The organism is Sinorhizobium meliloti, assembly GCF_017876815.1.
GTDB classification, from domain to species: domain Bacteria; phylum Pseudomonadota; class Alphaproteobacteria; order Rhizobiales; family Rhizobiaceae; genus Sinorhizobium; species Sinorhizobium meliloti.
Genome location: NZ_JAGIOS010000002.1, coordinates 1,222,212 through 1,245,390, shown reverse-complemented (window position 1 = coordinate 1,245,390; position 23,179 = coordinate 1,222,212). Strand labels below are relative to the sequence as shown.

Annotated in this window: 23 protein-coding genes; 7 read left to right on the top strand and 16 right to left on the bottom strand. The window is 60.9% G+C overall.

All coding sequences use genetic code 11. From position 1 onward, the window contains the following. The first annotated feature begins 20 nt into the window (after positions 1–20). Positions 21–506: a VOC family protein gene (locus JOH52_RS24760; protein WP_014527458.1), complete on the top strand. Its 486-nt coding sequence runs from the start codon at positions 21–23 to the stop codon at positions 504–506. Then, positions 503–724, top strand: coding sequence for a DUF4287 domain-containing protein (locus JOH52_RS24755; RefSeq protein WP_013849940.1), 222 nt, complete (start codon positions 503–505; stop codon positions 722–724). Before JOH52_RS24760 ends, JOH52_RS24755 begins: the two co-directional genes overlap by 4 nt. 374 nt (positions 725–1,098) lie before the next feature. Here the strand turns inward: JOH52_RS24755 and JOH52_RS24750 are convergent, their stop codons facing one another. Next, positions 1,099–2,256 (bottom strand): osmoprotectant NAGGN system M42 family peptidase, encoded by a 1,158-nt coding sequence (locus tag JOH52_RS24750; protein ID WP_153530276.1) that lies wholly within the window; start codon positions 2,254–2,256, stop codon positions 1,099–1,101. A 174-nt stretch (positions 2,257–2,430) separates the two neighbouring features. Between JOH52_RS24750 and JOH52_RS24745 the strand changes: the two genes are divergently transcribed. Together JOH52_RS24745 and JOH52_RS24740 are read left to right on the top strand one after the other, a co-directional pair. Then, complete coding sequence (locus tag JOH52_RS24745) at positions 2,431–3,501, top strand: ROK family protein (RefSeq protein ID WP_013849942.1); 1,071 nt, start codon at positions 2,431–2,433, stop codon at positions 3,499–3,501. Positions 3,502–3,664: 163 nt separating this feature from the next. Then, entirely contained in the window at positions 3,665–3,967 is a 303-nt protein-coding gene (locus tag JOH52_RS24740; protein WP_013849943.1) for a hypothetical protein, read from the top strand. Between the two features lie 189 nt (positions 3,968–4,156). Here JOH52_RS24740 and JOH52_RS24735 read toward each other — a convergent pair whose 3' ends face one another. Genes JOH52_RS24735 through JOH52_RS24710 form a run of 6 tightly spaced genes read right to left on the bottom strand, consistent with a single transcriptional unit; the run spans position 4,157 to position 10,153 of the window. After that, positions 4,157–4,666, bottom strand: a complete 510-nt coding sequence (locus JOH52_RS24735) for a DUF995 domain-containing protein (protein ID WP_013849944.1) — start codon at positions 4,664–4,666, stop codon at positions 4,157–4,159. Next, a complete protein-coding gene (locus JOH52_RS24730) occupies positions 4,666–5,643 on the bottom strand; it encodes a glycoside hydrolase family 26 protein (protein ID WP_013849945.1) in 978 nt (325 codons plus the stop codon). The genes JOH52_RS24735 and JOH52_RS24730 overlap by 1 nt, the downstream gene beginning before the upstream one ends. Next, positions 5,640–6,254 (bottom strand): DUF995 domain-containing protein, encoded by a 615-nt coding sequence (locus JOH52_RS24725; protein WP_013849946.1) that lies wholly within the window; start codon positions 6,252–6,254, stop codon positions 5,640–5,642. Before JOH52_RS24725 ends, JOH52_RS24730 begins: the two co-directional genes overlap by 4 nt. Before the next feature lie 4 nt (positions 6,255–6,258). Further along, positions 6,259–8,124 (bottom strand): glycosyltransferase family 2 protein, encoded by a 1,866-nt coding sequence (locus JOH52_RS24720; RefSeq protein ID WP_014530706.1) that lies wholly within the window; start codon positions 8,122–8,124, stop codon positions 6,259–6,261. Continuing rightward, complete coding sequence (gene galE, locus JOH52_RS24715; protein WP_014530707.1) at positions 8,121–9,107, bottom strand: UDP-glucose 4-epimerase GalE; 987 nt, start codon at positions 9,105–9,107, stop codon at positions 8,121–8,123. The genes JOH52_RS24720 and galE overlap by 4 nt, the downstream gene beginning before the upstream one ends. Beyond that, complete coding sequence (locus JOH52_RS24710) at positions 9,107–10,153, bottom strand: UDP-glucuronic acid decarboxylase family protein (protein ID WP_013849949.1); 1,047 nt, start codon at positions 10,151–10,153, stop codon at positions 9,107–9,109. The genes galE and JOH52_RS24710 overlap by 1 nt, the downstream gene beginning before the upstream one ends. 357 nt (positions 10,154–10,510) lie before the next feature. Between JOH52_RS24710 and JOH52_RS24705 the strand changes: the two genes are divergently transcribed. Continuing rightward, on the top strand, positions 10,511–11,659 hold the full coding sequence (locus JOH52_RS24705) for an AraC family transcriptional regulator (RefSeq protein ID WP_014530708.1): 1,149 nt from the start codon (positions 10,511–10,513) through the stop codon (positions 11,657–11,659). Positions 11,660–11,731: 72 nt separating this feature from the next. On the opposite strand, the gene JOH52_RS24700 is transcribed toward JOH52_RS24705, so the two are convergent. Next, positions 11,732–12,478: an SDR family NAD(P)-dependent oxidoreductase gene (locus tag JOH52_RS24700; RefSeq protein WP_013849951.1), complete on the bottom strand. Its 747-nt coding sequence runs from the start codon at positions 12,476–12,478 to the stop codon at positions 11,732–11,734. 105 nt (positions 12,479–12,583) lie between these two features. Between JOH52_RS24700 and JOH52_RS24695 the strand changes: the two genes are divergently transcribed. Further along, positions 12,584–13,198 (top strand): TetR/AcrR family transcriptional regulator, encoded by a 615-nt coding sequence (locus JOH52_RS24695; protein ID WP_015008534.1) that lies wholly within the window; start codon positions 12,584–12,586, stop codon positions 13,196–13,198. A gap of 107 nt (positions 13,199–13,305) precedes the next feature. Here the strand turns inward: JOH52_RS24695 and JOH52_RS24690 are convergent, their stop codons facing one another. Next, positions 13,306–13,725, bottom strand: a complete 420-nt coding sequence (locus JOH52_RS24690) for a DUF1236 domain-containing protein (protein ID WP_003526438.1) — start codon at positions 13,723–13,725, stop codon at positions 13,306–13,308. A gap of 277 nt (positions 13,726–14,002) precedes the next feature. Between JOH52_RS24690 and JOH52_RS24685 the strand changes: the two genes are divergently transcribed. Next, positions 14,003–14,911: an SMP-30/gluconolactonase/LRE family protein gene (locus JOH52_RS24685; RefSeq protein ID WP_014530712.1), complete on the top strand. Its 909-nt coding sequence runs from the start codon at positions 14,003–14,005 to the stop codon at positions 14,909–14,911. 35 nt (positions 14,912–14,946) lie between these two features. Here JOH52_RS24685 and JOH52_RS24680 read toward each other — a convergent pair whose 3' ends face one another. The 7 genes from JOH52_RS24680 to uxuA all read right to left on the bottom strand — a co-directional run bounded on the left by JOH52_RS24680 (position 14,947) and on the right by uxuA (position 23,170). Continuing rightward, the gene (locus JOH52_RS24680) at positions 14,947–15,285 is read right to left on the bottom strand and encodes a slr1659 superfamily regulator (protein ID WP_013849954.1); all 339 of its coding nucleotides are present in this window, start codon (positions 15,283–15,285) and stop codon (positions 14,947–14,949) included. Positions 15,286–15,298: 13 nt separating this feature from the next. Further along, the gene (locus JOH52_RS24675; protein ID WP_013849955.1) at positions 15,299–15,862 is read right to left on the bottom strand and encodes a slr1658 superfamily regulator; all 564 of its coding nucleotides are present in this window, start codon (positions 15,860–15,862) and stop codon (positions 15,299–15,301) included. 4 nt (positions 15,863–15,866) lie between these two features. Further along, the gene (locus JOH52_RS24670) at positions 15,867–18,227 is read right to left on the bottom strand and encodes a SpoIIE family protein phosphatase (RefSeq protein ID WP_013849956.1); all 2,361 of its coding nucleotides are present in this window, start codon (positions 18,225–18,227) and stop codon (positions 15,867–15,869) included. Then, entirely contained in the window at positions 18,224–19,402 is a 1,179-nt protein-coding gene (locus tag JOH52_RS24665) for a class I SAM-dependent methyltransferase (protein WP_013849957.1), read from the bottom strand. Before JOH52_RS24665 ends, JOH52_RS24670 begins: the two co-directional genes overlap by 4 nt. After that, complete coding sequence (locus tag JOH52_RS24660) at positions 19,399–19,917, bottom strand: hypothetical protein (RefSeq protein ID WP_003525909.1); 519 nt, start codon at positions 19,915–19,917, stop codon at positions 19,399–19,401. The genes JOH52_RS24665 and JOH52_RS24660 overlap by 4 nt, the downstream gene beginning before the upstream one ends. Positions 19,918–19,991: 74 nt before the next feature. Further along, entirely contained in the window at positions 19,992–21,686 is a 1,695-nt protein-coding gene (locus tag JOH52_RS24655; RefSeq protein ID WP_014530714.1) for a putative bifunctional diguanylate cyclase/phosphodiesterase, read from the bottom strand. Positions 21,687–21,961: 275 nt separating this feature from the next. Continuing rightward, on the bottom strand, positions 21,962–23,170 hold the full coding sequence (gene uxuA / locus JOH52_RS24650) for a mannonate dehydratase (RefSeq protein ID WP_014530715.1): 1,209 nt from the start codon (positions 23,168–23,170) through the stop codon (positions 21,962–21,964). Positions 23,171–23,179 lie beyond the last annotated feature (9 nt).

The window sequence follows — 23,179 nt, the reverse complement described above, 5'->3', positions numbered from 1 at the left end:
ACGACCAGGAGGACGACGCGATGTCTAAGAACACCATTTGTCTATGGTACGACAAGGACGCTGAGGAAGCCGCCCGCTTCTATGCGGACACCTTCCCAGACAGCAAGATCGGAGCCGTCATTCGCGCGCCCGGCAAATACCCCGACGGAGAGGAGGGAGACGTGCTGGTCGTGGAGTTCACGGTGGCAGGTGTCGCTTGCATCGGATTGAACGGCGGCCCCACATTCAAGCACAGCGAAGCTTTCTCATTCCAGATCAGCACCGAGGATCAGGAAGAAACAGATCGCTATTGGAACGCCATCGTCGGCAATGGCGGTCAGGAAAGCGAATGCGGCTGGTGCAAGGATAAGTGGGGCGTATCGTGGCAGATCACACCTCGCACTCTAATGGACGCGCTTGCAGCAGGTGGCGAACAAGCAAAACGCGCATTCGACGCGATGATGTCGATGAGGAAAATCGACGTAGCTGCGATCGATGCGGCACGAAAAGGAGGTGACACGCTATGACCACCGAGAAGATCAAAGGGCCTGCTTCCTATTTTCCATCGATCGAGAAGAAATACGGCCGTCCGATCAGTGATTGGCAGGCGCTCGTGCGAAAGCACTATCCAGCAAAGCACATGGAACTCGTCGATCTGCTGAAGAGCGAACACGGAATGGGCCACGGCCATGCAAATGCGCTCGTGGCGTACACTCTCGCGGGAGACAAGCAGGCAGCCGTCTAACGGAGTATGGTGCGAGGCGAAACATCTCGTCTGTTTCCGCCCTTTTCGGTCGGGACAAAGACCGTTGCAAAATGGTCAAGACTACTGTTCCACGGCGAATTGGAACTGTTGACTTGCGATAAGTTATGCCGGTCACAGAGGCAAAATAATCCGGCAATCGACAGCTGCTTTCGATTGCCGCGCTACCCGGTAGGCCTCGCAGCCACGGTGGATCGAGCAACGTTCCTCTCGGATTCGTCTCGCTGATCGAGAACCTGATGATGGTTGCCATGGCAGTGTGGATGGCGCTCGGGGCATTCGGCCTGCCGGTCGGACCGGCAGGCGGATGAAGGCAAGTCGGATGCGGTAGTGAGTCCGATTGAAAGCAAGGCGCATCAGGATACGTCCGGCTCGTCCGCCTTCAAATCCTGCTCGGCCTGTCGTACCTTCTGCCGGGTAAAGCCCCGAAGGCCGGAGACCTCCTCGGCGTCGCGCTCGATCTGGACCTCGCTTGCCGTGTGATACACCGCGAGCTTCGCAACGGACATCAGGGCATGGAGGTGAATACGCTCATAGCCGTGCGACGCGTCGACACCGAAAGTGAGAAGGGCCGTGCGGACGTCGTGCCCCGCCTCGACCGCGGAAGCGGCATCGGAACGGTAGTAGCGGAAGACGTCCTTCTGGACGCGGATGCCATGCTCGCCGCAAAGCTCGTAAAGCTTTTTTGAGAGGTGATAGTCGAAAGGTCCCGTCTGGTCCGCCATTGCGAGAGTCACGCCGAACTCGTCCGAATTCTGGCCCGGCGCGGTCGTGCCGTTGTCTATCGCCACCAGCGAGGCGATTTCCGGGACGATTGCCGCTGACGCGCCTACACCTACTTCCTCGCCGATGGTGAAGAGCCAATAGGTGTCGACCGGCGTGTCCACCTTCTCACGCTGCATGGCCTCAAGCGCCGCAAGCATGATGGCGACCCCCGCCTTGTCGTCGAGATGCCGCGAAACGATGAACCCGTTCTCGAGGAATTCCGGCTGCGGATCGATGGCGACGATGTCGCCGACGTCTATTCCGAGCTGCACCAGGTCGTTGCGGTCGCGGGCGAGCGCATCGACGCGCAGCTCGATATGGCGCCAGCCTGTCAGTTGCGTGTCGACCTCCTCGTTGAAGGTGTGACCGGAAGCTTTCAGAGGGAGAATTGAGCCGCGATAGGTGCCCTTGCCGGAAAAGATCGAGGCGCGAGCCCCCTCCGCGAACCGTGCCGACCAGTGCCCGATCGATACCAGTTCGAGGCGGCCGTTTTCCTTCAGCGCCTTCACCTGCGCGCCGAGGGTGTCCAAGTGCGAGACGATCCCGCGGGCCGGCCGCTCGGCAGCCCCCGGCCGAAGAGCGCGGATCGCACCCCGGCGGGTCAGCTTGACTTCAAGGCCGAGGCGCTCGAGCTCACGCGCCGTGTAGCGCACCGCCTCATCGGTGAAGCCGGTGGGGCTCGCAATGTCGAGCAGAGCTTTCAGCCGGCTGGTGAGATATTCCGGGTCGATATTGATCGGTGTCTGCATGAATGCGTTGTCGCAAGCATGGATGCCCGCGTCAACAATGTTACCGAAGCGACGGGCTCCCGCAGATCGTCACGCGCGTATCGAAAGTCGCGGACGGGAACATCGCACCGCCCGCTACGTTGTAAGGTACTCAGCTATTCGGCAAGTCCAGCGAGGCGAAGCTCGGGAGGTTGCGTGGGCAGATCCGCGAACGAAAAACGAAATGGCGTCCCGCTCATTCATGGGGCCAGCGATCTGCCGTCGGTGACGGTTGACGATTATAATCTGGAGCTGCGTGACGGCGACGGCTTCCTTGGCGACAGGGCCAACAAATTTGCCTTCCAGGAGAAGCTCGACGCGTGGCGCAAACGCGTGCGCAAAGGCGGCGACGATCCGCTGGGGCAGGCTTTGACCCAGGATCTGTCCAAAAAGCAAGTCGATGCCCTTCTGCGCGGCGACGACAAGGAGGCGGCCGCCCTGATCATGGGTGCGGTCGACGATTTCGCCGGCGAACTCGCCAGCGTTCTCGAACGGTTTCTGCAACAAAAGAACTGGAAGAATACGGAACGCGTGGTAATCGGCGGAGGCTTCCGGGGAAGCGCAGTAGGTGAATTGGCCATTGCCCGGGCAATGGTGCTACTGAAGGCTGAAGGCATCAAGATCGAACTCTCCCCTATCGTTCACCATCCGGATGATGCGGGACTTATCGGTGCCGCGCATCTCATGCCCGCCTGGATGCTGAAGGGACACAAGGCGATCCTCGCCATCGACATCGGCGGCACCAATATCCGCGTGGGCATAGTCGAGCTGCACCTGAAGGATGAAACCGATCTCTCCAAGGCCAAGGTCTGGAAATCGGATATCTGGCGCCATGCGGATGACAAGCCCAACAGAAGCACGACCATCGAGGGGCTCATCGGCATGATCGAGAAGCTTATAGCCAAGGCGGACAAGGCAGACCTCGCGCCGGCGCCGGTCATCGGCGTGGCCTGCCCCGGTGTGATCAACGAGGATGGCTCGATCCTTCGCGGCGGCCAGAACCTGCCGGGCGGCAACTGGGAAAGCGAGCATTTCAACCTGCCCGCCGCCCTTAAGGACGCCATTCCGCAAATCGGCGATCACGAGACCTTCGTGATCATGCACAACGACGCCGTCGTGCAAGGTCTGTCGCAGATACCCTTCGTGCAGAATGCATCGAGTTGGGGGATCCTGACGATCGGGACTGGCCTCGGCAACGCGCATTTCAGCAACAAGGTCGAAAATTGACGGCTGCTGGGCCGGTTCGGCAGCAACTCCAAATCAGGCGCGACAGGCCGAATGGTTAAGGGCCTGATGCGCAATCCCGGCGAATTGTCGGCTTTTCCTCGACCGTGAATTAAATCCTTTCGGCTAACCTTCCTTCACAACCAAAAAACGGGGAGTTGCAATTGTGAAGGTAAAGACGAAAGCATTGTCCGGACTGTTCGAAGCCCGCAAAACCGTCGCCCGCAGCACTCTTGCGGTGATGCTCGCCGCCGCTGCCTGGGGCTGCTCCTCGACGGTCAGCCAGGAAACGACCGCTTCGATCACGCGGGAAGTCGGCTACCCCTCGCCTGAAAGGAAGCCCGCGCTGGGCAAGCAAGCGGTCACGCAAAAAACGCCAAAACTGGTGCGCTCGGCCTATCTCGGGCGGGCTCCCTATATCTGCACGCCCAGCGGCTTCGGAAGCACCTCGCGCTGCTTCCTTCGTTAGAAGCAGTGCCGGACAGGTGTCTGTCGTTTTCCGTTCGGAATGCGCAGTTTCAAAAAACGAGGTCGTTTCACTGTTTCAGTGCAACCTACCTAAGGGCGGGGTTGCGGGCCGTTCGATGCCGGGCTCATCTGCGGAGCCAATTTGCACTGCTGACACCGGCCGACCGCGCAACCCCTTCCCGGCCGGGGGTTACTCGACCCGGCCGAGTCTCGCCTCGATGCGGTTCAGGCTTGCGCCCACGTAATTGCCGCGCCGAAGCTTGGCGAACTCGTCATCTGGCCTCACCCGTGCGTTCTTGAAGACGTACCAGGCGCCATCCGGCTCCCGCCTCTGATAGATCACGCCACCCCGCTTGGCGTGGCTGAAGCAGGTCGTCGCTGGCGACGAGCCATCCCTGGCATGCCATTCGGCACGGAAGCATAGTTTCCCAGGACCGGTGATGAACCAGCGGCCTACCCCATAGGACGGTTTTCCGTTCTCCTTGGACCAGGCGATGAACCGGCGCGCCTGCACCGAGAAATAGCCTGCGCCCTCTTTCCATATCCAGGATTTCTGGCCGTAGAGTTGGTACAGTTCTGCGTGCGTCAGGGGAGTGGTCTTCCTCTCGGCACGCCCAGCGGCGGCTTCGGCGAGTGAAGCACCGGCTATGCTGGCGGCCAGCGCGATGGCCAAAGGTATTCCTCGATATATCGATTTCATCACATGCCTCCATCGGGCACTTGCCCGCTAATGGTATTGCGGACGACCCGCCAATCGGGCCGGCCGTAGCCCTGCGGCCAGTCATAAATCTCGCGATCGTTGAAGTAGACCACGGCTGTCAGTTGGGGGAATTCGGCGTGGCGCTCGGCGACCGTTGCCGCCCAGCTTGCGACGTATGAACCACCGCCCTCGTAGCCGAGCTCGGCGACCATGATCGGCTTGCCGTAGTTCATCACCCGGCCGTATCCGGGCGCTAGCCGCTCCGCAAATGTCTGATCGCGGCCGGTCGTGCCCTGGTCGTAAGGCTGGTAACCGAATACCGAGAGCCCGACGATATCGACGACGTCGTCACCTGGATAGAAGGCTTCCAGCCCCTCGTTGCCTTTGGGAGACCACATGAACTTCGCGTTCTTCAGGTGGCTGCGGCAGACATTCACCACGCGGCGATAGGCTGCCTTGAAGTCCTCGCCCCGCCAATGCGACCAGGAGAACTGGTTATCGGTTTCGTCCATTTCCTGACCCCAGCGGATGATGACGGGACTCTTGAGGGCGGCGGCGGCCGAACAGACCCGAGCCATGTTCTCGTCGCGTTCGCCGCTCAGGATCGAACGCAGGAGTTCCCCTTCGGTCACGCGCCACTCGGGCGACCACGACCACGGTTCCACGGTGATCATGAGCGAGCGGCCGCGCGCTTGGGCGTAGTCGTCGGCAAGCGTCAGCGTCGACAGGTCGACGTCTTCCCACGGCAGGAAGAGATGCTCGATCTTTGAGCTGCCCGGCGTGCCGAAGTCGCCGTGAGGATCGTAAGCGCCGAAATCGACCGAGTTCTCCGTTAGTACGGGCCGCTTGTCCGATGGCGTTGCCATCGTCGCCGAGTTCGGATCGGGAATACCCCGCGGGATGTTGGCCGCGAGCACCGTACCGGACAGCAATAGCCCGAAAGATGCGAAGGCAATGGCCTTTGATTTCCTGTTCATTGCATACCTCCAACCGCGTTCGTGCCGGCGTGCCGGCGAACGCTATTCTTTGTTTCTTTCACTTGGCGCTCGAGACGCTCCTTGACGGCTGCGAGCTTGGAAGCGACCAGATCTTCCGAGACAAGACGGTTGAACTCGTCGCCTGCCTGCGCCTTGGCATGTCTAAAGACGTACCACTCGCCCGACGGCTCTCTTTTCTGGTAAATGGTTCCGTCGAGCGTGCGGTGGCTGAAGCAGGTCTTGTCGGGGGCGGCAGCACTCTGGCTGTGCCACACGGCCATCAGGCAGAGTTGGCCGCGGTCATTCACGCTCCAGCGGCCTTCGGCCCAGCTCTCTCCCGTTGACGATTGCGCCCAGGCCCAGAACGCACGGTCTTCACTCTCCATCCGGCCGGCGCCGCTCTCCCATGTCCAGGTCTTGCCCTGGAAAATCATGTAGAGCTCCACGCCCGTCATGGTGCGGGCGTTGTCAGGAACGGCAACTTCCGCGGACGCCGGTGAATTCCAGAGGAATAGGGCGACCGGCAAGACGCCAAGGACGAAGTGCCTGCCGAGCAGCGCATGTCGGGTGCCGCGGACCTCTCTCCCGAAGAATGGGACTTTCACTCTCATGTTCCTATCCCCTCTCTAAATTGCCGTCCCGCTGTTCCGCCGGGGCGGAAATCCAGCGTGGACGGAAGACGATCTTTCGCAATGCCGTACCGCCCTGGCCGGCTCCGGCCACCGCATAGCGCTCTTCGAAGAGGCGCAGGTGCCCACTGCCCCATGCGAGTGCCTCGAGCCCCTCCTTCCCGTGTTCGGCCGTCGCGATGCCGGGCAGTGCGACGATCGCCAGGAGCCCGGCCCCTATTGCGGGGCGATAGAAACGGGAGGTGGTGCCAACGGCGTTCTCCCTCGAATGCCGCAGGACGATGACCAGCAGAAGGAGGCAGTAAATTGCCGCATTGAGAATCGCAAAGAGGTAGAACCCCTTGGCGTTCGCGGCATCGTCGACGAAAAGGACAGGCAGGACAGCGGCAACCGCCAGGAAGAAGTAGGGCGCGAGCACGCGCAGGGGCAGCGGGTCGACCTCGGATGATCCCTTTGGCGTGACACGGAAATCCACGAAGGACCCGGTGATCCAGTCGCGCAAGGCGGCCAGCGTACCGGCAAGTGCCCACGGCCAGCGCGCAAAGAGGAAGAGCATGCACTCCCAGCTCAGGATCTTTGCGTCGTAAGGCCGAAAGGCGCCGGTTGCCCGCCAGCGATAGGCTAGCAGGACGAGGATGATCGAAAGCGGCGCGAAATAGGCCAGAAACTCCGGATAGGTCACAGCGACAAAGGTCTCGCCGCGTGCAAGGGCGACGATCGGCATTGCAAACATCAGCGCCATGAAGCACGCGAAGAGCGGATACCAGAGCTGCGAGAAGAGGAACTGGAACTTCAGTCGCAGCGGCAGCCGGCCAACGAGACGCGGCGAATACTGCAGCAGGAGCATGACGAGACTACGCGACCACTGGAACTCCTGGGTCACCAGGTCGGCAAAGGTGCGCGGTCCGTCGCCATGGGCGATCGCGTCGAGTGCGTGAATGCCGCGCCAGCCTCCCGCATTCATCATCAATGTCGTCGAATGGTCTTCGGCAAGCTCCGGGCCGAGACCGCCGATCTCCTTGAGTGCGGCCGTGCGCACCGCATAGTGTGAGCCGATGCAAAGCGGTGCGAGCCCGCCATTATAGCCGGCCTGAAGAGCGCCGTGCATGCTCGCCTCCGCGTCGAGGCGCCCGCGCGCCGACCAACTCGCGGAAGCGTTGCGGTTGCAGATGCTGGGCGCGGAAACGTAACCTACTGCCGGGTCGGCAAAGGGGCGTAGCATTTCGAAGAGGTAACCGGGTGCGGGGACATGGTCGGCGTCGAGCTGAGCCACGAAGTCGTACCGGTCATAACCGTAGTGATCATAGAAGAAGGCGAGATTGCCCTCCTTGCAGCGCGTGCGCCGTGGCCAAGTGGTCCGGTGATAGTCTGCCCGGCCTTTGCGGGTGGAGACGAGGACGCCATGGCTGCGGCACCAGTCGAGCGTCGCCTCAGACGGATCCTCGTCGGCAAGCCAGGTGTCGTGCGGCACGTCCTGCGCAAGCATCGCCTCCAATGTCTCAGCCACGACCGAAAACGGTTCCGACGGGGCCTTGGTGACGACCATGGCGATGCGACTGCCGGCCGGGAGCCGCAACGGTCCGTTTGGTTTCCGCGCGCCATAAAAGACGGCGATGAAATAGGCCGGCAGCAGCGTGACCCAGGCAAGGACCGCGGTCACGATGGTACTGCCCAAGGCGTCCACGTGATGGCGCGGCTCCAGCCACCAGGCCCAAAAATGGACGAGCGCTGCTACCCAGAGCCCTGCGCCGAGCAAAAATTCCATCCGGCGTTCGCGCGTGAGCACAGGTACGAGCCGCGGCTCACCGTCCTCGGAAATGCGCGTCGGTCCATTGGTGGAAAGGACGGTCATGACCGCACCTCCAGCCCGAAGAATGGGGCCGCCGTTCGCACGATCGTCTCGAGATCGGAATATCGCGGCAGGAAGCCGAGCGTCCGGCAAGCAAGCCCGGCATCCGCATAGAGAGCCGGCGGATCTCCGGCACGACGGCGGCGAAACACGACCGGGACGTCATGCCCGGTGATTTCGCCGATCGTTCGCAGGACTTCCTTTATTGAGAATCCGCGCCCGGTACCGAGGTTGAGCGCGACGTTCCCGCCGCCCTTGGCGAGATGCCGGTATGCCAGCACATGAGCGCTCGCAAGATCGGCAACGTGGATATAGTCGCGTACGCAGGTTCCGTCCGGGGTATCGTAGTCCTCGCCGAAAATCTCCAGATGCGGAATCCTGCCTGCCGCGGCCATGAGCGCCCGCGGAATGAGGTGCGTTTCCGGGTCGTGCCATTCGCCGAGGTCACCCTCAGGATCAGCGCCACATGCGTTGAAATAGCGCAGCGAAACATAATTCAGCGCAAAGGCGGCCGCATAGTCGGCGAGCATGTGCTCGGCCACCAGTTTCGTCTTACCATAGGGGTTGATCGGTGCCTGCGGCGTCGCTTCGTCGATGGGCAGTACCGCCGGTACGCCATAGGTGGCGCAGCTCGATGAGAAGATCACCTTGTCGACACCCGTCTGGCGACATGCATCGAGGAGCGACAGCGTGCCGCGGACGTTGTTGTTGTAGTATTTCGCGGGATCGGCGACGGATTCGCCGACATAGGCGGATGCGGCGAAGTGGATGACGGCGTCCGGCTGATAGGCCTCGATGACCTCGATCAGGTGCCGCCCGTCCACGATATCTCCCTGAACGAATGGTCCCCAGCGCACGGCGGAACGGTTTCCAGTCGTCAGATTGTCGAAAACGACGGGCTCGATGCCCTCCAAACGCAGAAGCTTCGCGGTGTGACTGCCGATATAGCCGGCGCCACCGGTGACGAGGATACGTGGCGCAACCATCAGACCAGCTCCGCGTTTTGCCGTATCGACCGGGAGAGAAGGTCGTCGAAATAACGGATCGTGTGCGCAAGGCCCTCGGCCAAATTGACCTTCGGACGCCAACCGAGCTCTTCCGTCGCGAGCGAGATGTCGGGGCGGCGCTGGCGGGGATCGTCGACAGGCAGGGGCCGCCGGACGATCTTCGAGCGCGAGCCGGTCAACCGGATCACCTCTTCGGCGAGTTCGCCGATCGTGAACTCTGCCGGATTGCCGAGATTGACCGGGCCGGTAAGCGACGGCGGCGACGCCATCAGGCGGATGAAGCCGTCGATCAGGTCGTCGACGAAACAGAAGGAACGAGTCTGCGAGCCGTCGCCGTAGATCGTGATGTCCTCACCTTTCAGGGCCTGGACGATGAAGTTGGAAACGACACGGCCGTCATCCGGGCGCATCCGCGGACCGTAGGTGTTGAAGATACGAACGATCTTGATTGCGACCCCATGGGACTTGTGGAAGTCGAAGAACAGGGTCTCTGCGCAACGCTTGCCCTCGTCATAGCAGGAGCGCGGGCCAAAGGGATTGACGTTACCCCAATAGCTCTCCACCTGCGGGTGGACGTGCGGGTCGCCGTAGATTTCCGATGTGGACGCCTGGAAGATTCGTGCGCCACGACGCGCGGCCAGATCGAGGAGGTTGAGCGAGCCGATCACGCAGGTTTTCGTCGTCTGGATCGGGTCTGCCTGGTAATGCGGCGGCGATGCCGGGCAGGCGAGGTTATAGATTTCGTCAACCTCGAGGTCGATCGGCTCCACGACGTCGTGGGCTACGACGCGGAAGGTATCGAAGCGCGTGAGCGGCGCGATATTGCGCCTCAGGCCTGTGGAGAAATTGTCGAGGCAGATGACCTCGTGCCCGGCGCCGAGAAGCAACTCGCAAAGATGCGAGCCCAGGAATCCGGCACCGCCGGTAACAAGTATTCTCTTTTGATTGCTCCGACGCCGCAATGAATCTGTAGCGTAATCCGCGCCGAAGAGAGTTCCCCTGAAGTCATTTCTGAAATAGTTCACGGAATATTCCTCACACTATCTGCTAACTTCTAAAATTCATCCACAGCAGGCACAATAAATTGGTGATCGAAATTTTACCGTTCGAAACTACCTTATTTAATTTTCGGCAATGCTTGGAATAACTGTAGGTATTTAATACAACCAGCGGATGGGAATTGTCATTATCACCCAATCCCGATTGTTATCCCGCCGTGCATTTCTACATATAAAGGGGTATAAACTGGAAACTGGAAGGTGTGCCTCGCCGATTCGATTCCACCCCGAGGCGAGTTACGCCAGAGTGGGACAGATTCGACGCCCGGATAATCGCTCGTTTGGGCTCACCCAAACGGGCAATCCATTTCGCGGGAGAGTTGCATGACGAAGGACTCCGGATCAGGAGATGACCCCGTCGAAATTCCGGCTTGGCCTGCCCATATGGAGCGGCGCCGTTGGCCGCGCGATCCAACAGCTCGAAAGGACCGTTTATCCGAAAGGTCACCGGCGCTCGTACCTTCGCGATTCTCGACGCGTGATCTGCCGCCGCAAGAGCAATTCAGATCCTGGCGTGCGCATATGGCGCCGCTCGTGGAGGTGCGCTTGCCCGACGGGGTGTCCGAAGAGGACGGCTTCCCGGCGGAGCTGACCGGATGGCATCTCGGCGATTTGCTGATCGTTCAACAGGTGACGCCGGCACATAGTTACGAGCGCTCCCAGACGATGTTGCGCTCGAGCCCGATCGACCATTGGAACGTCGGCCTCTTTCGCAGCGGCCGGTCATGGACCGAAGCCGACCGCCGCGTCACCGAGACGGGACCGGGAGAGTTTTTCTTCCGGTCGCTCGGCTATCCCTATCGTGGGCGGATGACGGATGCCGCATCGATCCTTCTCTTCATGCCCTATGAACTGCTTGCGGACGATGCGGGCAAGCTCGAAGGCGCTAACAATTCGGTCTTGTTCGGCAGCCTCGCCGGCCTGCTCGCCAACTATATCAACGGCATGGAAGAAAACCTCGGCAACATCACCGTGGAAGAAGTGCCACGTATCGTTCGCACGATACGCGACATGGTCGTTGCCTGCGTGGCGGCGGTGAGACCGGATGCGGGAGGTTCCCAGGCGAAAATGGGAGTGATGGAGCGGGCGCACCGATATATCCATCTCAACCTTAACTCGGGCGACCTGACGCCCGAAGCCATATGCCGGGAGCTCGGCATTTCCAGAACCCGCCTCTATCAGCTTTTCGAGCCGAGCGGCGGCGTGCTGAACTATATTCGAAGACGCCGGCTCCTGCAGGCCTACGCGGAGCTCAGCGATCCGACGAACAACAGGCCCATCGCGGAGATCGCGGAAGCGGCCGGCTTCGACCTTGCCGCGAATTTCACCCGTGCCTTTAGCCACGAATTCGGAGCGAATCCGCGCGAAATCCGCAAGGCCGCGGCCGCCGAACGCCTCGCCACGCCCGTTGCGCCGCCGGAGCGGGACCGTGGGGCTACGATCGGCGACTGGCTCAAGTCGGTTCAAGGATGAAGATTGAGCCGCGGCACATGGTCCGGCCTCATGCATTATTGACACTGTGGCCATGGCCGCGGCTATCGGGGATTAAGCGTTGGCACCGCCGTCGATGGTCAGCGAAGCGCCGGTGACGAATTTGCCTTGCGGCCCCGCCAGCCAGGCGACGAGGCCGGCGATGTCTTGCGGTTCACCGTAGCTGCCGGTGGCGATGCGTTCCCGTTGCGCTTCGGCATGGTCCCCACCGGCCGGGTTCATATCGGTGTCGGTCGAGCCTGGATGAACGATGTTGACGGTGATCCCCCGCGGCCCGAGGTCACGAGCCAAGCCTTTCGTCAGACCGATCAGAGCGGCCTTGCTGGCCGAATAGAGACTGATCCCCGGCCAGGGAACCAGTTCGGCCAGATTGCTGCCGATCGTAATTACCCTGCCGCCGTCACCGAGATGCCGGGACGCCGAACGGATAGCCACGAATGGGGCGCGGAAGTTGACCGCCATCACTTCGTCGAAATCGGCGACAGTCGTCTCCTCCAAAGGAGCCGAGTGCCAGATACCTGCGCTGTTGACCAGTATGTCCAGCCCGCCCAAGGTATCGACAGTCTGGCGAACCGCCTGTTCGATGGCTTCGGCGTCGCGATTGTCGGCACGGATCGCAACCGCGCGACCGCCCGTCTGTTTGATCTCAGAGACGACGGCCTGCGCCCGGTCAGCTGCGTTCACATAAGTAAGCGCCACCGCCGCCCCTTCCAGGGCAAGTCTCTTGGCAATCGCCGCGCCGATACCCCTGCTGCCGCCGGTAACGAAAGCGGTCTTTCCGGCCAAACTTGTCGATGTCATAGGGAAGCTCCATTGTGTAATGATCGATACATAAATCGTTGCACGAGCTTGCCAATAGCTGTCAAGCGATATATTTATCGATCGCTACAGAAAAGAGTTGATCCTATGTCCGACAAAGGCCGCCCCCGCAGCTTCGATCGTGCCGATGCACTCATGCGCGCGATGCAGGTGTTTTGGGAGAAAGGATACGAGGGCGCGTCGCTGACAGCGCTGACCGCTGCCATGGGCATTAATCCGCCCAGCCTCTATGCCGCATTCGGCTGCAAGGAAGCGCTCTACCTTGAGGCAATGGAGCTCTACGTGCAAACGGTCGGCACTGAAATCTGGGCGCCACTGGAGACAGCGCCGACGGCAAGGGAAGCGGTCAATGGATTCCTGCTCGCGACAGCCGAAGCCTATTCTCAGCCGGATACCCCGCACGGCTGCCTGATAGCGCTCGGAGGACTTCACCAGGCAGCAATTCCCGAAGCGGTCTGCGAAGCGTTGACCCGCCACCGCACGGAAAACATGGATAAGCTACGCCATCGGCTAGAAGCTGCAATTGCTGCAGGCGAGTTGCCCGGTGGGGTGGATGCCGGGGCCATCGCGACCTTTTATGCGACGGTACAACATGGAATGTCGATCCTCGCGCGCGATGGCGGCAGCTATGAAGCGCTGAAAAACGTCGCAAACGGCGCAATGGCCGCCTGGGGCGTGTTGACGAAAAACGCGGCGTTATAGCTGCCCGGCGGGCTTAGGAAACTCGCCGGGCAAGCTTGAGGTTCAGAGCGGGAGAGGAAAGCCTACGCGGCTTCTCCCGCTCGAACGCCGCATTTCAGGCGCGTCATTTACTGAACGACCTGCACCACCGTGCGGCTCTTCGGCTCTACGATGACGCGCTTCTCGTTGACTACGGCATAGGCATAGCGCGTATCGTCGGGGATCGGCGTGACCACCACCGTCTCAGGCAGCGGCTTTCCGACTACGATCTCCTGTTGAACGACGACCGGCTCTGCCGGAAGCGGCTGCGCCTCGACATACTCGATTACCTTCGGCGGCGGCGGGTCGAGCGCCGCACCTGCGACCGCTCCGGCGACCCCACCAACGGCAGCTCCGACAGGACCGCCTATGACTGCACCTGCAGCAGCTCCGCCGGCTGCGCCGGTCACGGTGCTGTTCTTGGTCGTGCTCTGTGCCGCTGCTGGAATAGCAAAGCAGCCGAGCCCGAGACCCAGAACAATGGCACCTTTGACGATCAGATCTTTCATCAGGCATTCTCCCGTTATGCAAAATACGTCCCTTCCGCCAAACAACCCGTTGGGTTGAGAAGTTGTTCCGCGGCTTGACAGAACGCGTCACGCAGCGAGCTGGCGAAGTAGCCTTCAAATCGCCCTGCGGGAGGAAATCGATGCAGGCGATGGATGTATCGCCTGTTCCATCAGCCGGACTCGAACTATAAGTGGACCCCCTGCGGCCGCCAGAAGAACAGCCGGCGAAACTCGCGCGTCCTCACGCCGACGGCTCGCAGGATATGGAGGAAGAGCGTTGGCAGACAGCCCGCACTACGACATTCGCGATGAACGTTTCCGTTCCCTGATCGTTGGCAGCGCAGCGCTCGAAGAACTTTATCGCGGCTGCCGCTGGGCGGAAGGGCCGGTCTGGTTTTCCGACCTCGACTGCCTGATCTGGAGCGATATTCCAAACCAACGCATGATGCGCTGGACGCCTGACGGCGCTTCCGTCTTCCGCTCGCCCTCGAATTACGTGAACGGCAACACGCGCGACCGCCAGGGCCGCCTGATCTCCTGCGAGCACGGCGGCCGGCGCGTGACGCGCACGGAACATGACGGCCGCATCACCGTGCTTGCCGACAGTTATGAAGGAAAGCGGCTCAACTCGCCGAACGACGCCGTGGTGCACTCCGACGGCTCGATCTGGTTTACCGATCCAACCTACGGCATCCTGTCGGACTATGAAGGCCACAAAGCGGAACCGGAACAGCCGACACGCAATGTCTATCGGATCGACCCTCTATCCGGCGCAATCAAGGCCGTCGTCCGCGATTTCATCCAGCCGAACGGGCTCGCCTTCTCGCCGGACGAGGCGCGGCTTTATATTGCCGACTCGGGATCTGCAAAGCACGAGGTTCCGAGGCATATCCGCGTTTTCGACGTTGCCGCTGACGGCGTCCTCGCAAACGGCCGCTATTTCTGTTCCATCGACAACGGCAATCCGGACGGCTTTCGTTTCGACGTAGCGGGAAATCTTTGGTGCAGTGCTGCCGACGGAGTGCATTGCTTCGACACCGACGGCACCCTGCTCGGCAAGATCCTCGTGCCGCAGACGGTGTCGAACCTCACCTTCGGCGGCCCCAAGAAGAACCGCCTCTTCATCACGGCCACCCAGTCGCTCTATTCCATCTACACGGCAACCAACGGCGTGCAATATCCGTGATGCCGTCAATATGCCTTCGAACTCGGGAGCACCCTTCAGCTTAGCCTCAGATCGACGCCAGGGTGGAGCTTCTTGAGGTTCGGCAGGGACTTCGTCTGCCAGGGAAACTCGGAGCTTCCGCGAACGGTAAACTGAATGTTCGGCCGCTTGCGCGCTTCGATGGTGAGCTTCGCAAGCAGGTTGATTCCGGAGGAATTGAGGAACTGAAGCCCCGTAAGATCCACGGTCATGCGCTCCGGCTCGGCTTCGAGCATATTCATCACGAGGGAGAAAATCGGGGCGTAGGCTTCGGTGCTCGGCAAGCGCATCGTCCCGTCGAAATAGATGTCCTTGTCTTCCGACCAAACGCGATATTCGTCTTCCTTGATTTCCATGTTTCGTTGTCCGTCAATTCGAGAGGTCGGGGATGGCGATAGAAGCATAGGTTTCCAGCGGGATCTTGCCATCCGCTTCGCCAGATCCGAAAATCCAGGCGAAGTGCGCACCATAATCGCTCATGAGCGTCAAAAGTCCAAGGCCGGAACCGGAGCCGGATCCCGAGCCTGTTGCGTTCGCCTCTATCCGCTCAATCAGAAGATCGGACGGATCTCCTATCGTTATTTCAGAAAGCAGATGGCGGAACTTCTCGGCCGTGCCCTTGTCGACGAGATTGGAAACCTTGGTTCGGAACGTGTTGGAGGCGATCGACGCCTCGACGACGATTTCGCCGCCTGCACGGAATTTCACGGCGTTCTCTATCAGCTCGTTGGTCAGATAGCCGACATTGTGCCGGACTTCCTTATAGAGGCCGCGCGACGTTTTGTAGCGCAGAGCCGCGAACTCGGCGACAAAATCGGACGTCATCGCGCAATGCTTCCAGCCGAGATCGAGCGGGCCGTCGAAGAGGCGGAGTTTCGTCGAATTCTCGCCCGTCCCGACGGCAAGATCCTCCAGTCCATATAAGGTCGTCATCCGCTCACCTGTGCCTCATCACCACGAGAGTGATATCGTCATGAATTTTCTGGGTACCGATATGTGCCATCAAATCCTCGATGATGCCGGACTTGACGTCCTCGGCGGTGCTGCCGTAGCGGCATCGCGCGCTTTCGCAGAGCCTTTCGATGCCGAAGAGCTCGCCGGTTCCGCTCTCCGCCTCCGTCACGCCATCGGTATGGAGGATGATCATGTCGCCGCGACCGAAGGAAATTTCGCGCGTTGCGACAAAGGCGGAAATATCCGGCTCCAACCCGATCGGCAGGCCGAGATCCAGAGTGTCGATCCGCTCCACCCTTTCCAGATCTCTGATGACGATCAACTCCTCGTGCTGCCCGGAGAGCGTCAGCCTTGCGCCGTCATAGTCGAGGAATGCCAAGGAGAGATGCTTGTTGGTCCTGGTCCTGACGAGGTTCTTGTAGATCGCCCGGTTCACACAATTGAGGAATTGCGCCGGCTCCATCTCGCCCATTTCCTGCAAGGCGCGGGCTACGGATTGGACCATCAGCATCAGCACGCCGCTCTCGAGACCATGCCCCGTCACGTCGCCGATGCCGATCTTCAGCCGCTTCCCATCCTGCAGCACGTCGTAATAGTCGCCGCCCACCTCGTCGGCGGGCCGCATATAGGCGGCGATCTCCAGTTCGGCGATTTCCTCGAGCTCGCCGGCCTTCGGCAGCACCATCATCTGGATACGGCGGGCAACGGCGAGTTCCGCACCGAGACGCAGGTTCTCGCTGCGCAACTGCTGGTTCAGCGCTGATATCTGGAGGTTCGCCTCCTCGATCTCCTTCGTCCGATCCTCGACCAGCCGCTCGAGGTTCTCGGTGTGGAAGCTGATCTCTTCCGCCATACGATTGAAGGCGGCACCGGCGTCGCCGACCTCGTCACGCGTCGGAATGTCGACCCGCACCGAATAGTCCTTCGCCTCTATGCGCTTGGCGGCATTGGCAAGCGCGCTTATGCCGCCGGTGATCCGCTTGGATATGGCGAATACGGCGGCAATGACAAAGAACAGGGATACGAGGAGCGCCAGGACCTGATAGATCAAGATCCTGTTGGTCGCCTCCGAGATCCCGGCTTGGGCGGCAAACAGCGAAGCGTAGATTTCCCGCTCGGGCACGGCGATGCCGAGCAGCATCGCTTCACGGCGGACTGGGCCGGATGCCCAGAGGTTGGTCGGCTGCAACTGTTTCAGGACGACCAGATAGGGCACCCTCTCGCCGTTCTCCTCGAGGAGAATATGCTTGAGCAGTCCATCCTCGCCCAAGGGCAATTTCGCAATCTCCGGCTGGACGCTGCGACGGAGAGAGCGGTCGAGACCCGTCACACCTCCGCCGGCGGCCGCGTTCGACGCGCGAAGGCCGATGACCTTTTCTCCAACCGGATTGATGGCAACGACGTTGCCGTCCGACATCGTCAGAAAGCCGAAACCGGTTTCGGCAACCTTAACGTTCTCGACGATCTCGGCCAGCTGGTCGAGCGTGATATCCGTGCCGGCAGCGCCCAGCACACGGCTGCGGTCGCGCGACCACAGCGGCTGGAAGAAACTCACGATGAGCTTGCCGGTTATCGCGTCGGTATAGGGCGCCGTCTGAGTGATGTCGCCATTCACCGGACGTGACTTCGGATCATGCGCCCATTGTTCCCAAGATTCGTAGAGTCCGGGAAAAAAGAAAGACCAGAACTCCGCCGAATTGTGTCCCGGGTAGAGCTTATCGAAGGTCTGCGCCTGGTCCGTATAGGGCGCCGTCCGGAATATCGGCCGCTCTTTCGGGCCGATATAATACATCTGCAGTTTCGACTGACCGTTTGCGAGCAGGCTCGGCGCGACAAGGTCTAGAACCGCGCTGTTCTCGATGTCCGTCTGCACGTCGGGAAGCGGAAGGTGGTTCTGGTCAAGAAGATAGCCCCAGACGCTGACGACCGATGGAGAACCGGGCAGGTTCTGAGCCCATCCGCCTTTCTGATCGTACGCGACCGTCACGGTTCCCGGCGCGCCGCGCGCCATCGCCTCCCCGATTTGCGATTTTCTCACGGGCCGATCGATTTGCTCCTGGAGAACGCCCGCCAATGTGCCCACATCGGAGTGGACCTGGTTGAGCAGCAGGTTGACCCGGGCAGCCGTGGTTGCCGCATAGGAGCGGATATAGTCCTGGTTGGCCTCCTCCAGGCCGCGGCCGACTTCCGCCGCCGCGTCGCGGGAAAGTCTCTGCACGTTCCAGAGCGCAAGACCGCCGGTGACGAGCAGATCAAAGAGCACCGCGCTTCCGACGACCAGCACGAACTTGGCGCGGAAGGAGCGCAGGCCCAAACGACCGGTGTTTTCCCCGGGCAAGCTCATAGCGGCTTGCGCCCTGAGGCCGCCCAGATCGGCCAGCCGGCATAACCCTTGGGATGGAGGGCGGCAAAAATGTGGTCCCGGAAACCCTGCCGGAAACGTTCGATGAACTCGGGCGGGTCGCCGCGCTTTACGGCCATTTCACCGGCATAGACGTTCTCCCAGGCAGCGATGATATCGGCGAAGTCCTGAGGATCTCCGTCGAGATTGGTGACCATGAACGATTCAACGTTGATATCGTCAAAGCCGGCGTCGACAAGATAGCGCTTGCTCTTCGGTCCGAACTCCACATCCATTTCGAAATGGCTGAACAGCCTCGCGACCTCGTAGTAGGTCCATTGAATGCTCTGTGCGCGCGGTTCGCCGAGACAGTGGGAATTTTTCTCGTTGGTTATGTAGACCCGACCGCCGGGCTTGCAGATCCGGAAGAGTTCCTTCAGGAGCACATCCGGCTGGTTGAAGATCTGCAGCGAATGGCGGCAGGTGACGAAATCGAACTGATTGTCCTCGAGCAGCATCTCGGAGGCATCGCCATAGGTATATTCGATATCCGTTACGCCGAAGCCGGACGCCACGTCGCGCGCATAGGCGAGGCTCGCCTTGGAATGGTCGAGCGCGACGATGCGTGCCGGCTGGAACTCCTTCCGCACCAGCATGGCGAAGTCGCCGATGCCACAACATATGTCTGCCATCGTCATACCCGGGCGCAGTCCGTGACGCGGGAGCATCTTGCGCTCGTGGCGCCAGGTCATTTTCGTTTGCGTGCGCAGGATCGGGATGAAGCTCGTGTTTTCCACGAAGCTCTGCCCGGGATAGAACTTCGAGTCGTAGACCTCGACGGTCACTTGCGGCTCGATCTTGTTCAAATGGGCGAACATGCGCTCGGTCCAGCCCACGACGCTCGAGGTCACGACGACGAAGCGAATGTCCGACCGCGTGCGACAGGCATCGAGAAGAACGCGCGCGAAGGCGTGATAGGCCGTGTTGTTCATCTGCACCAGGCGCTTGACGTTGATGTAGAGAACGCCCCGCACCTCTTCGATTGCGCCTTTGAGCATCGATATGCTTGCGGCGATCTCGTCGGCCGAGCGCGGCCGCACCACCCCGGAAAGAGCGAACTCCTGGCTGTTCGGGTCGAATTCCGCCTTGAAGGGAACTGCAAACGCTGTCGTACTCACCTCACCACTCCTTCAAGAGGCAGATCCACGACAAGCCTGATCGATGGCGGATCGCTTTCGTCGAGCCGCACGTCGGCATCGAAATTGATCGACAAGTCCAGAAGAACAGCCTCGCGACTCGGTGCGAGATCGGTGGAGATGGAATCAAGGTAGCGCGCATGGGCGTCGGCGTCGCGGGTCTTCGACACCGCCTCTCTATAAAACTGCCTCTGACCGGGCGGACACGGGAAAGTAAGCTCCACCCGTTCGGTCGGCCCCCATCGATAAACTGCACAACCGATCCGGCCGTCGGGCGAGCCGCTGCGGAACGAGACCTCGAGGAGCTCGTTCAATGCGGACGAGAAGAAATTCGAGTGGCGAACAGGATCAGTGCGATTGTGACTTATCATTCGCGCCATGAAGGTCGACAGCTGATCGCAATGATTCCAATCGGAAAGAAAGGCACCCATCTCCATCTCGAAGTGGAGCAAGGGCTCGAAAGCGGCTTCCGTGGGCTGGTTCTCGGCTCCGTGCATGCGGCTTCCTCCCTTACGCAAAAACGTCACGAGGTTCAAAGGCTAGACGAAATAATTCCCGGCATTGACCCACTTCATGTTCGCTGAAGACCTGCCGCAGGGATGGCCGGCGTTTTGCGGAGAAAGTCGGCTATTGCTTCTGCACGCATCGGCACCCCTAAAAAATATCCCTGCAGGCGGTCGCAGCCTTCTTTCTGAAGCCAGGTTGCCTGCTCCGCGGTCTCCACTCCTTCGGCGGTAACATCCATGCCTAGGCCGTGGGCGAGCGCGATGATGGAGCGCACGATCGTCTGGCTTTTCTCGTCCCTTTCCAGGTCCTTGATGAAATATTGGTCGATCTTGATCGTGTCGAAAGGGAAATTCTTCAGGTAGCTCAACGACGAATAGAAAGTGCCGAAATCATCTAGCGAAATCTGCACACCCAACACATTCAAGGTATTGAGTGTATCGAGATTGTTGATCGTACGCTCCAGAAGCACCGACTCGGTGATTTCGAGCTCGAGGCGGTCTGCGCGCATGCCGACCAGGTCGAGCGTCTGGGCCACGCGGTCCGTAAGCCCCTCGTGGAGGAATTCGGCGGGAGACAAATTGACGGCGATCGTGAAATGGGACGGCCAGTCCATGGCTGCCCGGCACGCCCGCTCCAGCAGCCATCGCCCGATGTCGCTCATCAGACCGTCAGCTTCCGCCATCGGAATGAAGACATTCGGAGGGATGATGCCGACCAGCGGGTGACGCCACCGCAAAAGCGCTTCGAAACCGACGACCGACGAGGAGGGCTTCACCAATGGCTGATATTCTAGGAAGAACTGCCCCTCCTGAAGGGCTGTGCGCAGGCTTCGGCGCAACATTTCCCTTTGTTCCAGCACGATGAGCATCGAGCGGGTGAACGTACTCGACCGACCGCGACCGTCCTTCTTGGCAGCATACAGCGCGATATCGGCAGCTTTCATCAGTTGCTCGACCTCGTTGCCGTCCGCCGGCGCGACGGCAATTCCGACGCTTGCTCCGACGAAGACGTTGATGCCCTCGACCGTGAACGGTTCCTTGAAGGCGTTGATCAGTGCGTCGGCCAGACGTTCTGCCTCGCTCGGCTGATCGGCCCTCCACTGAATGACCGCGAACTCGTCCCCGGCTAGACGGTACGCGAATTCCCGATCCCTCAGCACGCTCCTGATCCGGTCCGCCGCCATCTTGAGCACGGCGTCGCCTGCCCCGTGCCCCAATGTGTCGTTGATCGGCTTGAAGTCGTCCAAATCGATCTGCATGAGCGCCAATCGGGCGCCGTTGGGCACAGGCAATGCGCCCCGCAACTGATCGCTGAACTGCCGGCGGTTGGGCAATCCGGTGAGGACGTCATGGGTCGCCTGATGCAGGAGAAGAGCACGATCGCTCTCGCCCTGACTGAGCGTTTCGCGGTAGGTGGAACTGCTTTCAGCTTCGACGACACCGATGCCGCCCGCACTTCGGAAAATGACGAGCGTGCGTCGGCTCCCGGTCGATGGGTGGGCGATCTCGACGGTTCGCGGCAATCCGCTTGCGACCACGAATTCGATGGCGGACTTCGGCCCGGGCGCCAGCAGTTCCGGATAGATGTGCCAAAGGGACGTCTCGACGAGAGAATCGACGGCATAGGTTTGTCTGTGCCGCGGCGTGCACTCGACGAGCTGAAAACTCTCGTCATAAAGCGAGACAAGTTCGTCGGAATGGGCGAAAAAGTGGGCCTCGATGGAAGATGAAGCAGGCAGTGTCGTGTCGCCGTCCGGCATCCTCGCCTTTCCCTTCCGTTCCGTGTCGCCCGAGCAAGCCCCTGAGGCTACAATTCGTTATCTTCGATGCATGTCAATTGCCGTTTCCGAACCCTGCCATTGCCAGAAAAATTATCGCGGAACGTGTCGCGGTCAATGGCGCACGACTGCAGAGAGTTAATTTGCGTGATTCCGGCGGAAAGATGGCTAACGATTGAAGTCGGCTGAAGGCACGCGGCGGCGGCCGATCCATCTTGTCACGATGGATCGATTTCCGGACGCTGCGGACGTAAGGATCAACGAGTCGCGGCAGACAGTCCATAGGTCGCGTGCGAGAGCGCCCGCTCAATGCCGCGCAATTCCGCAAGCCCCTTCAGGCGACCAATCGCCGGATAGCCGGGCTGAGCCCCACGGGAAAGGTCGTCGAGAATCTCCTGCCCGTGATCCGGCCGCATCGGAATCTGGTGGTCTACCCGTCCGGCTGTGCGCCGCCGCTGCTCTTCCTTGAGCAGTTCGGCAATGACGGCCACCATGTCCGTGTCGCCCTCCAGATGCTCGTCCTCGTAGAAGGAACAGGGTGTCCGTACCTCCTCGCGAAGGACGTTGCGCAGGTGGACGAAATGAATGCGGGACGCGAACTGGCGGGCCATGGCCGGCAGGTCGTTGGCGGCAAGGGCGCCGAGAGAGCCCGTGCAGAGGGTGACGCCATTGGCCGGGCTGTCGACCTCCCGCAGCATGAAGGCGTAATCTTCTGCGTTCGAGAGAATGCGCGGCAGGCCGAGCAGCGCCCATGGCGGATCGTCGGGATGGGCACAGATGTTGATGCCCGCCCGTTCCGCCACCGGCGTTACCTCCGCGAGGAACTCCACCAGGTGACGCTGCAACTTTTCGCGACTGACGCCGTCATAGGTGCGCAGATGTTCTCGAAGCTGCGGCAGACTGTAGCCGTCGGCGGAGCCGGGGAGCCCCGCGCCGATATTGCGGGAGAGCGCGAGCCGCCGCTCCTCCGTCATTTCACGAAACCGCCGCTCGGCTGCCTCACGCGTCGCCGTGTCGTAGTCTTCGTGGGCGGCCGGCCGCTCAAGAAGATGGATGTCGAAGGCTGCAAAGTCGATCCGGTCGAAGCGCATCGCCTTGGCGCCGTGACGCGCGGTCCAGCGCAGATCGGTGCGGGTCCAGTCGAGCACCGGCATGAAATTGTAGCAAACCGTCCGGATACCGGCGGCTGAAAGTCGGCGCAGCGTTTCCTGCCAATTTGCGACGTGTTCGCGCCAGGGACCGGTCTGCGTCTTGATGCACTCGGAAACGGGGACGCTTTCCACCACCTCCCACTCCAGCCCGCCTGCGCGGACCTCCTCCTGCCGCTTGCCGATCTCCTCGACGGGCCAGACGTCGCCGGTCGGAATGTGATGCAGGGCGCTGACGATCCCGTGCGCGCCGGCCTGCGCTGCGTCTTGAACGCTCACCCTGTCCACCGGCCCGAACCAACGCCATGTATGTCGCATGTGAACTCC

Excerpts from the sequence above, each read along its gene's own strand:
- JOH52_RS24760 (WP_014527458.1), top strand. The coding sequence starts at position 21 with ATGTCTAAGAACACCATTTGTCTATGGTACGACAAGGACGCTGAGGAA.
- JOH52_RS24755 (WP_013849940.1), top strand. The coding sequence starts at position 503 with ATGACCACCGAGAAGATCAAAGGGCCTGCTTCCTATTTTCCATCGATC.
- JOH52_RS24750 (WP_153530276.1), bottom strand. The coding sequence starts at position 2,256 with ATGCAGACACCGATCAATATCGACCCGGAATATCTCACCAGCCGGCTG.
- JOH52_RS24735 (WP_013849944.1), bottom strand. The coding sequence starts at position 4,666 with ATGAAATCGATATATCGAGGAATACCTTTGGCCATCGCGCTGGCCGCC.
- JOH52_RS24730 (WP_013849945.1), bottom strand. The coding sequence starts at position 5,643 with ATGAACAGGAAATCAAAGGCCATTGCCTTCGCATCTTTCGGGCTATTG.
- JOH52_RS24725 (WP_013849946.1), bottom strand. The coding sequence starts at position 6,254 with ATGAGAGTGAAAGTCCCATTCTTCGGGAGAGAGGTCCGCGGCACCCGA.
- JOH52_RS24720 (WP_014530706.1), bottom strand. The coding sequence starts at position 8,124 with ATGACCGTCCTTTCCACCAATGGACCGACGCGCATTTCCGAGGACGGT.
- galE (WP_014530707.1), bottom strand. The coding sequence starts at position 9,107 with ATGGTTGCGCCACGTATCCTCGTCACCGGTGGCGCCGGCTATATCGGC.
- JOH52_RS24705 (WP_014530708.1), top strand. The coding sequence starts at position 10,511 with ATGACGAAGGACTCCGGATCAGGAGATGACCCCGTCGAAATTCCGGCT.
- JOH52_RS24700 (WP_013849951.1), bottom strand. The coding sequence starts at position 12,478 with ATGACATCGACAAGTTTGGCCGGAAAGACCGCTTTCGTTACCGGCGGC.
- JOH52_RS24695 (WP_015008534.1), top strand. The coding sequence starts at position 12,584 with ATGTCCGACAAAGGCCGCCCCCGCAGCTTCGATCGTGCCGATGCACTC.
- JOH52_RS24690 (WP_003526438.1), bottom strand. The coding sequence starts at position 13,725 with ATGAAAGATCTGATCGTCAAAGGTGCCATTGTTCTGGGTCTCGGGCTC.
- JOH52_RS24680 (WP_013849954.1), bottom strand. The coding sequence starts at position 15,285 with ATGGAAATCAAGGAAGACGAATATCGCGTTTGGTCGGAAGACAAGGAC.
- JOH52_RS24675 (WP_013849955.1), bottom strand. The coding sequence starts at position 15,862 with ATGACGACCTTATATGGACTGGAGGATCTTGCCGTCGGGACGGGCGAG.
- JOH52_RS24670 (WP_013849956.1), bottom strand. The coding sequence starts at position 18,227 with ATGAGCTTGCCCGGGGAAAACACCGGTCGTTTGGGCCTGCGCTCCTTC.
- JOH52_RS24660 (WP_003525909.1), bottom strand. The coding sequence starts at position 19,917 with ATGCACGGAGCCGAGAACCAGCCCACGGAAGCCGCTTTCGAGCCCTTG.
- JOH52_RS24655 (WP_014530714.1), bottom strand. The coding sequence starts at position 21,686 with ATGCCGGACGGCGACACGACACTGCCTGCTTCATCTTCCATCGAGGCC.
- uxuA (WP_014530715.1), bottom strand. The coding sequence starts at position 23,170 with ATGCGACATACATGGCGTTGGTTCGGGCCGGTGGACAGGGTGAGCGTT.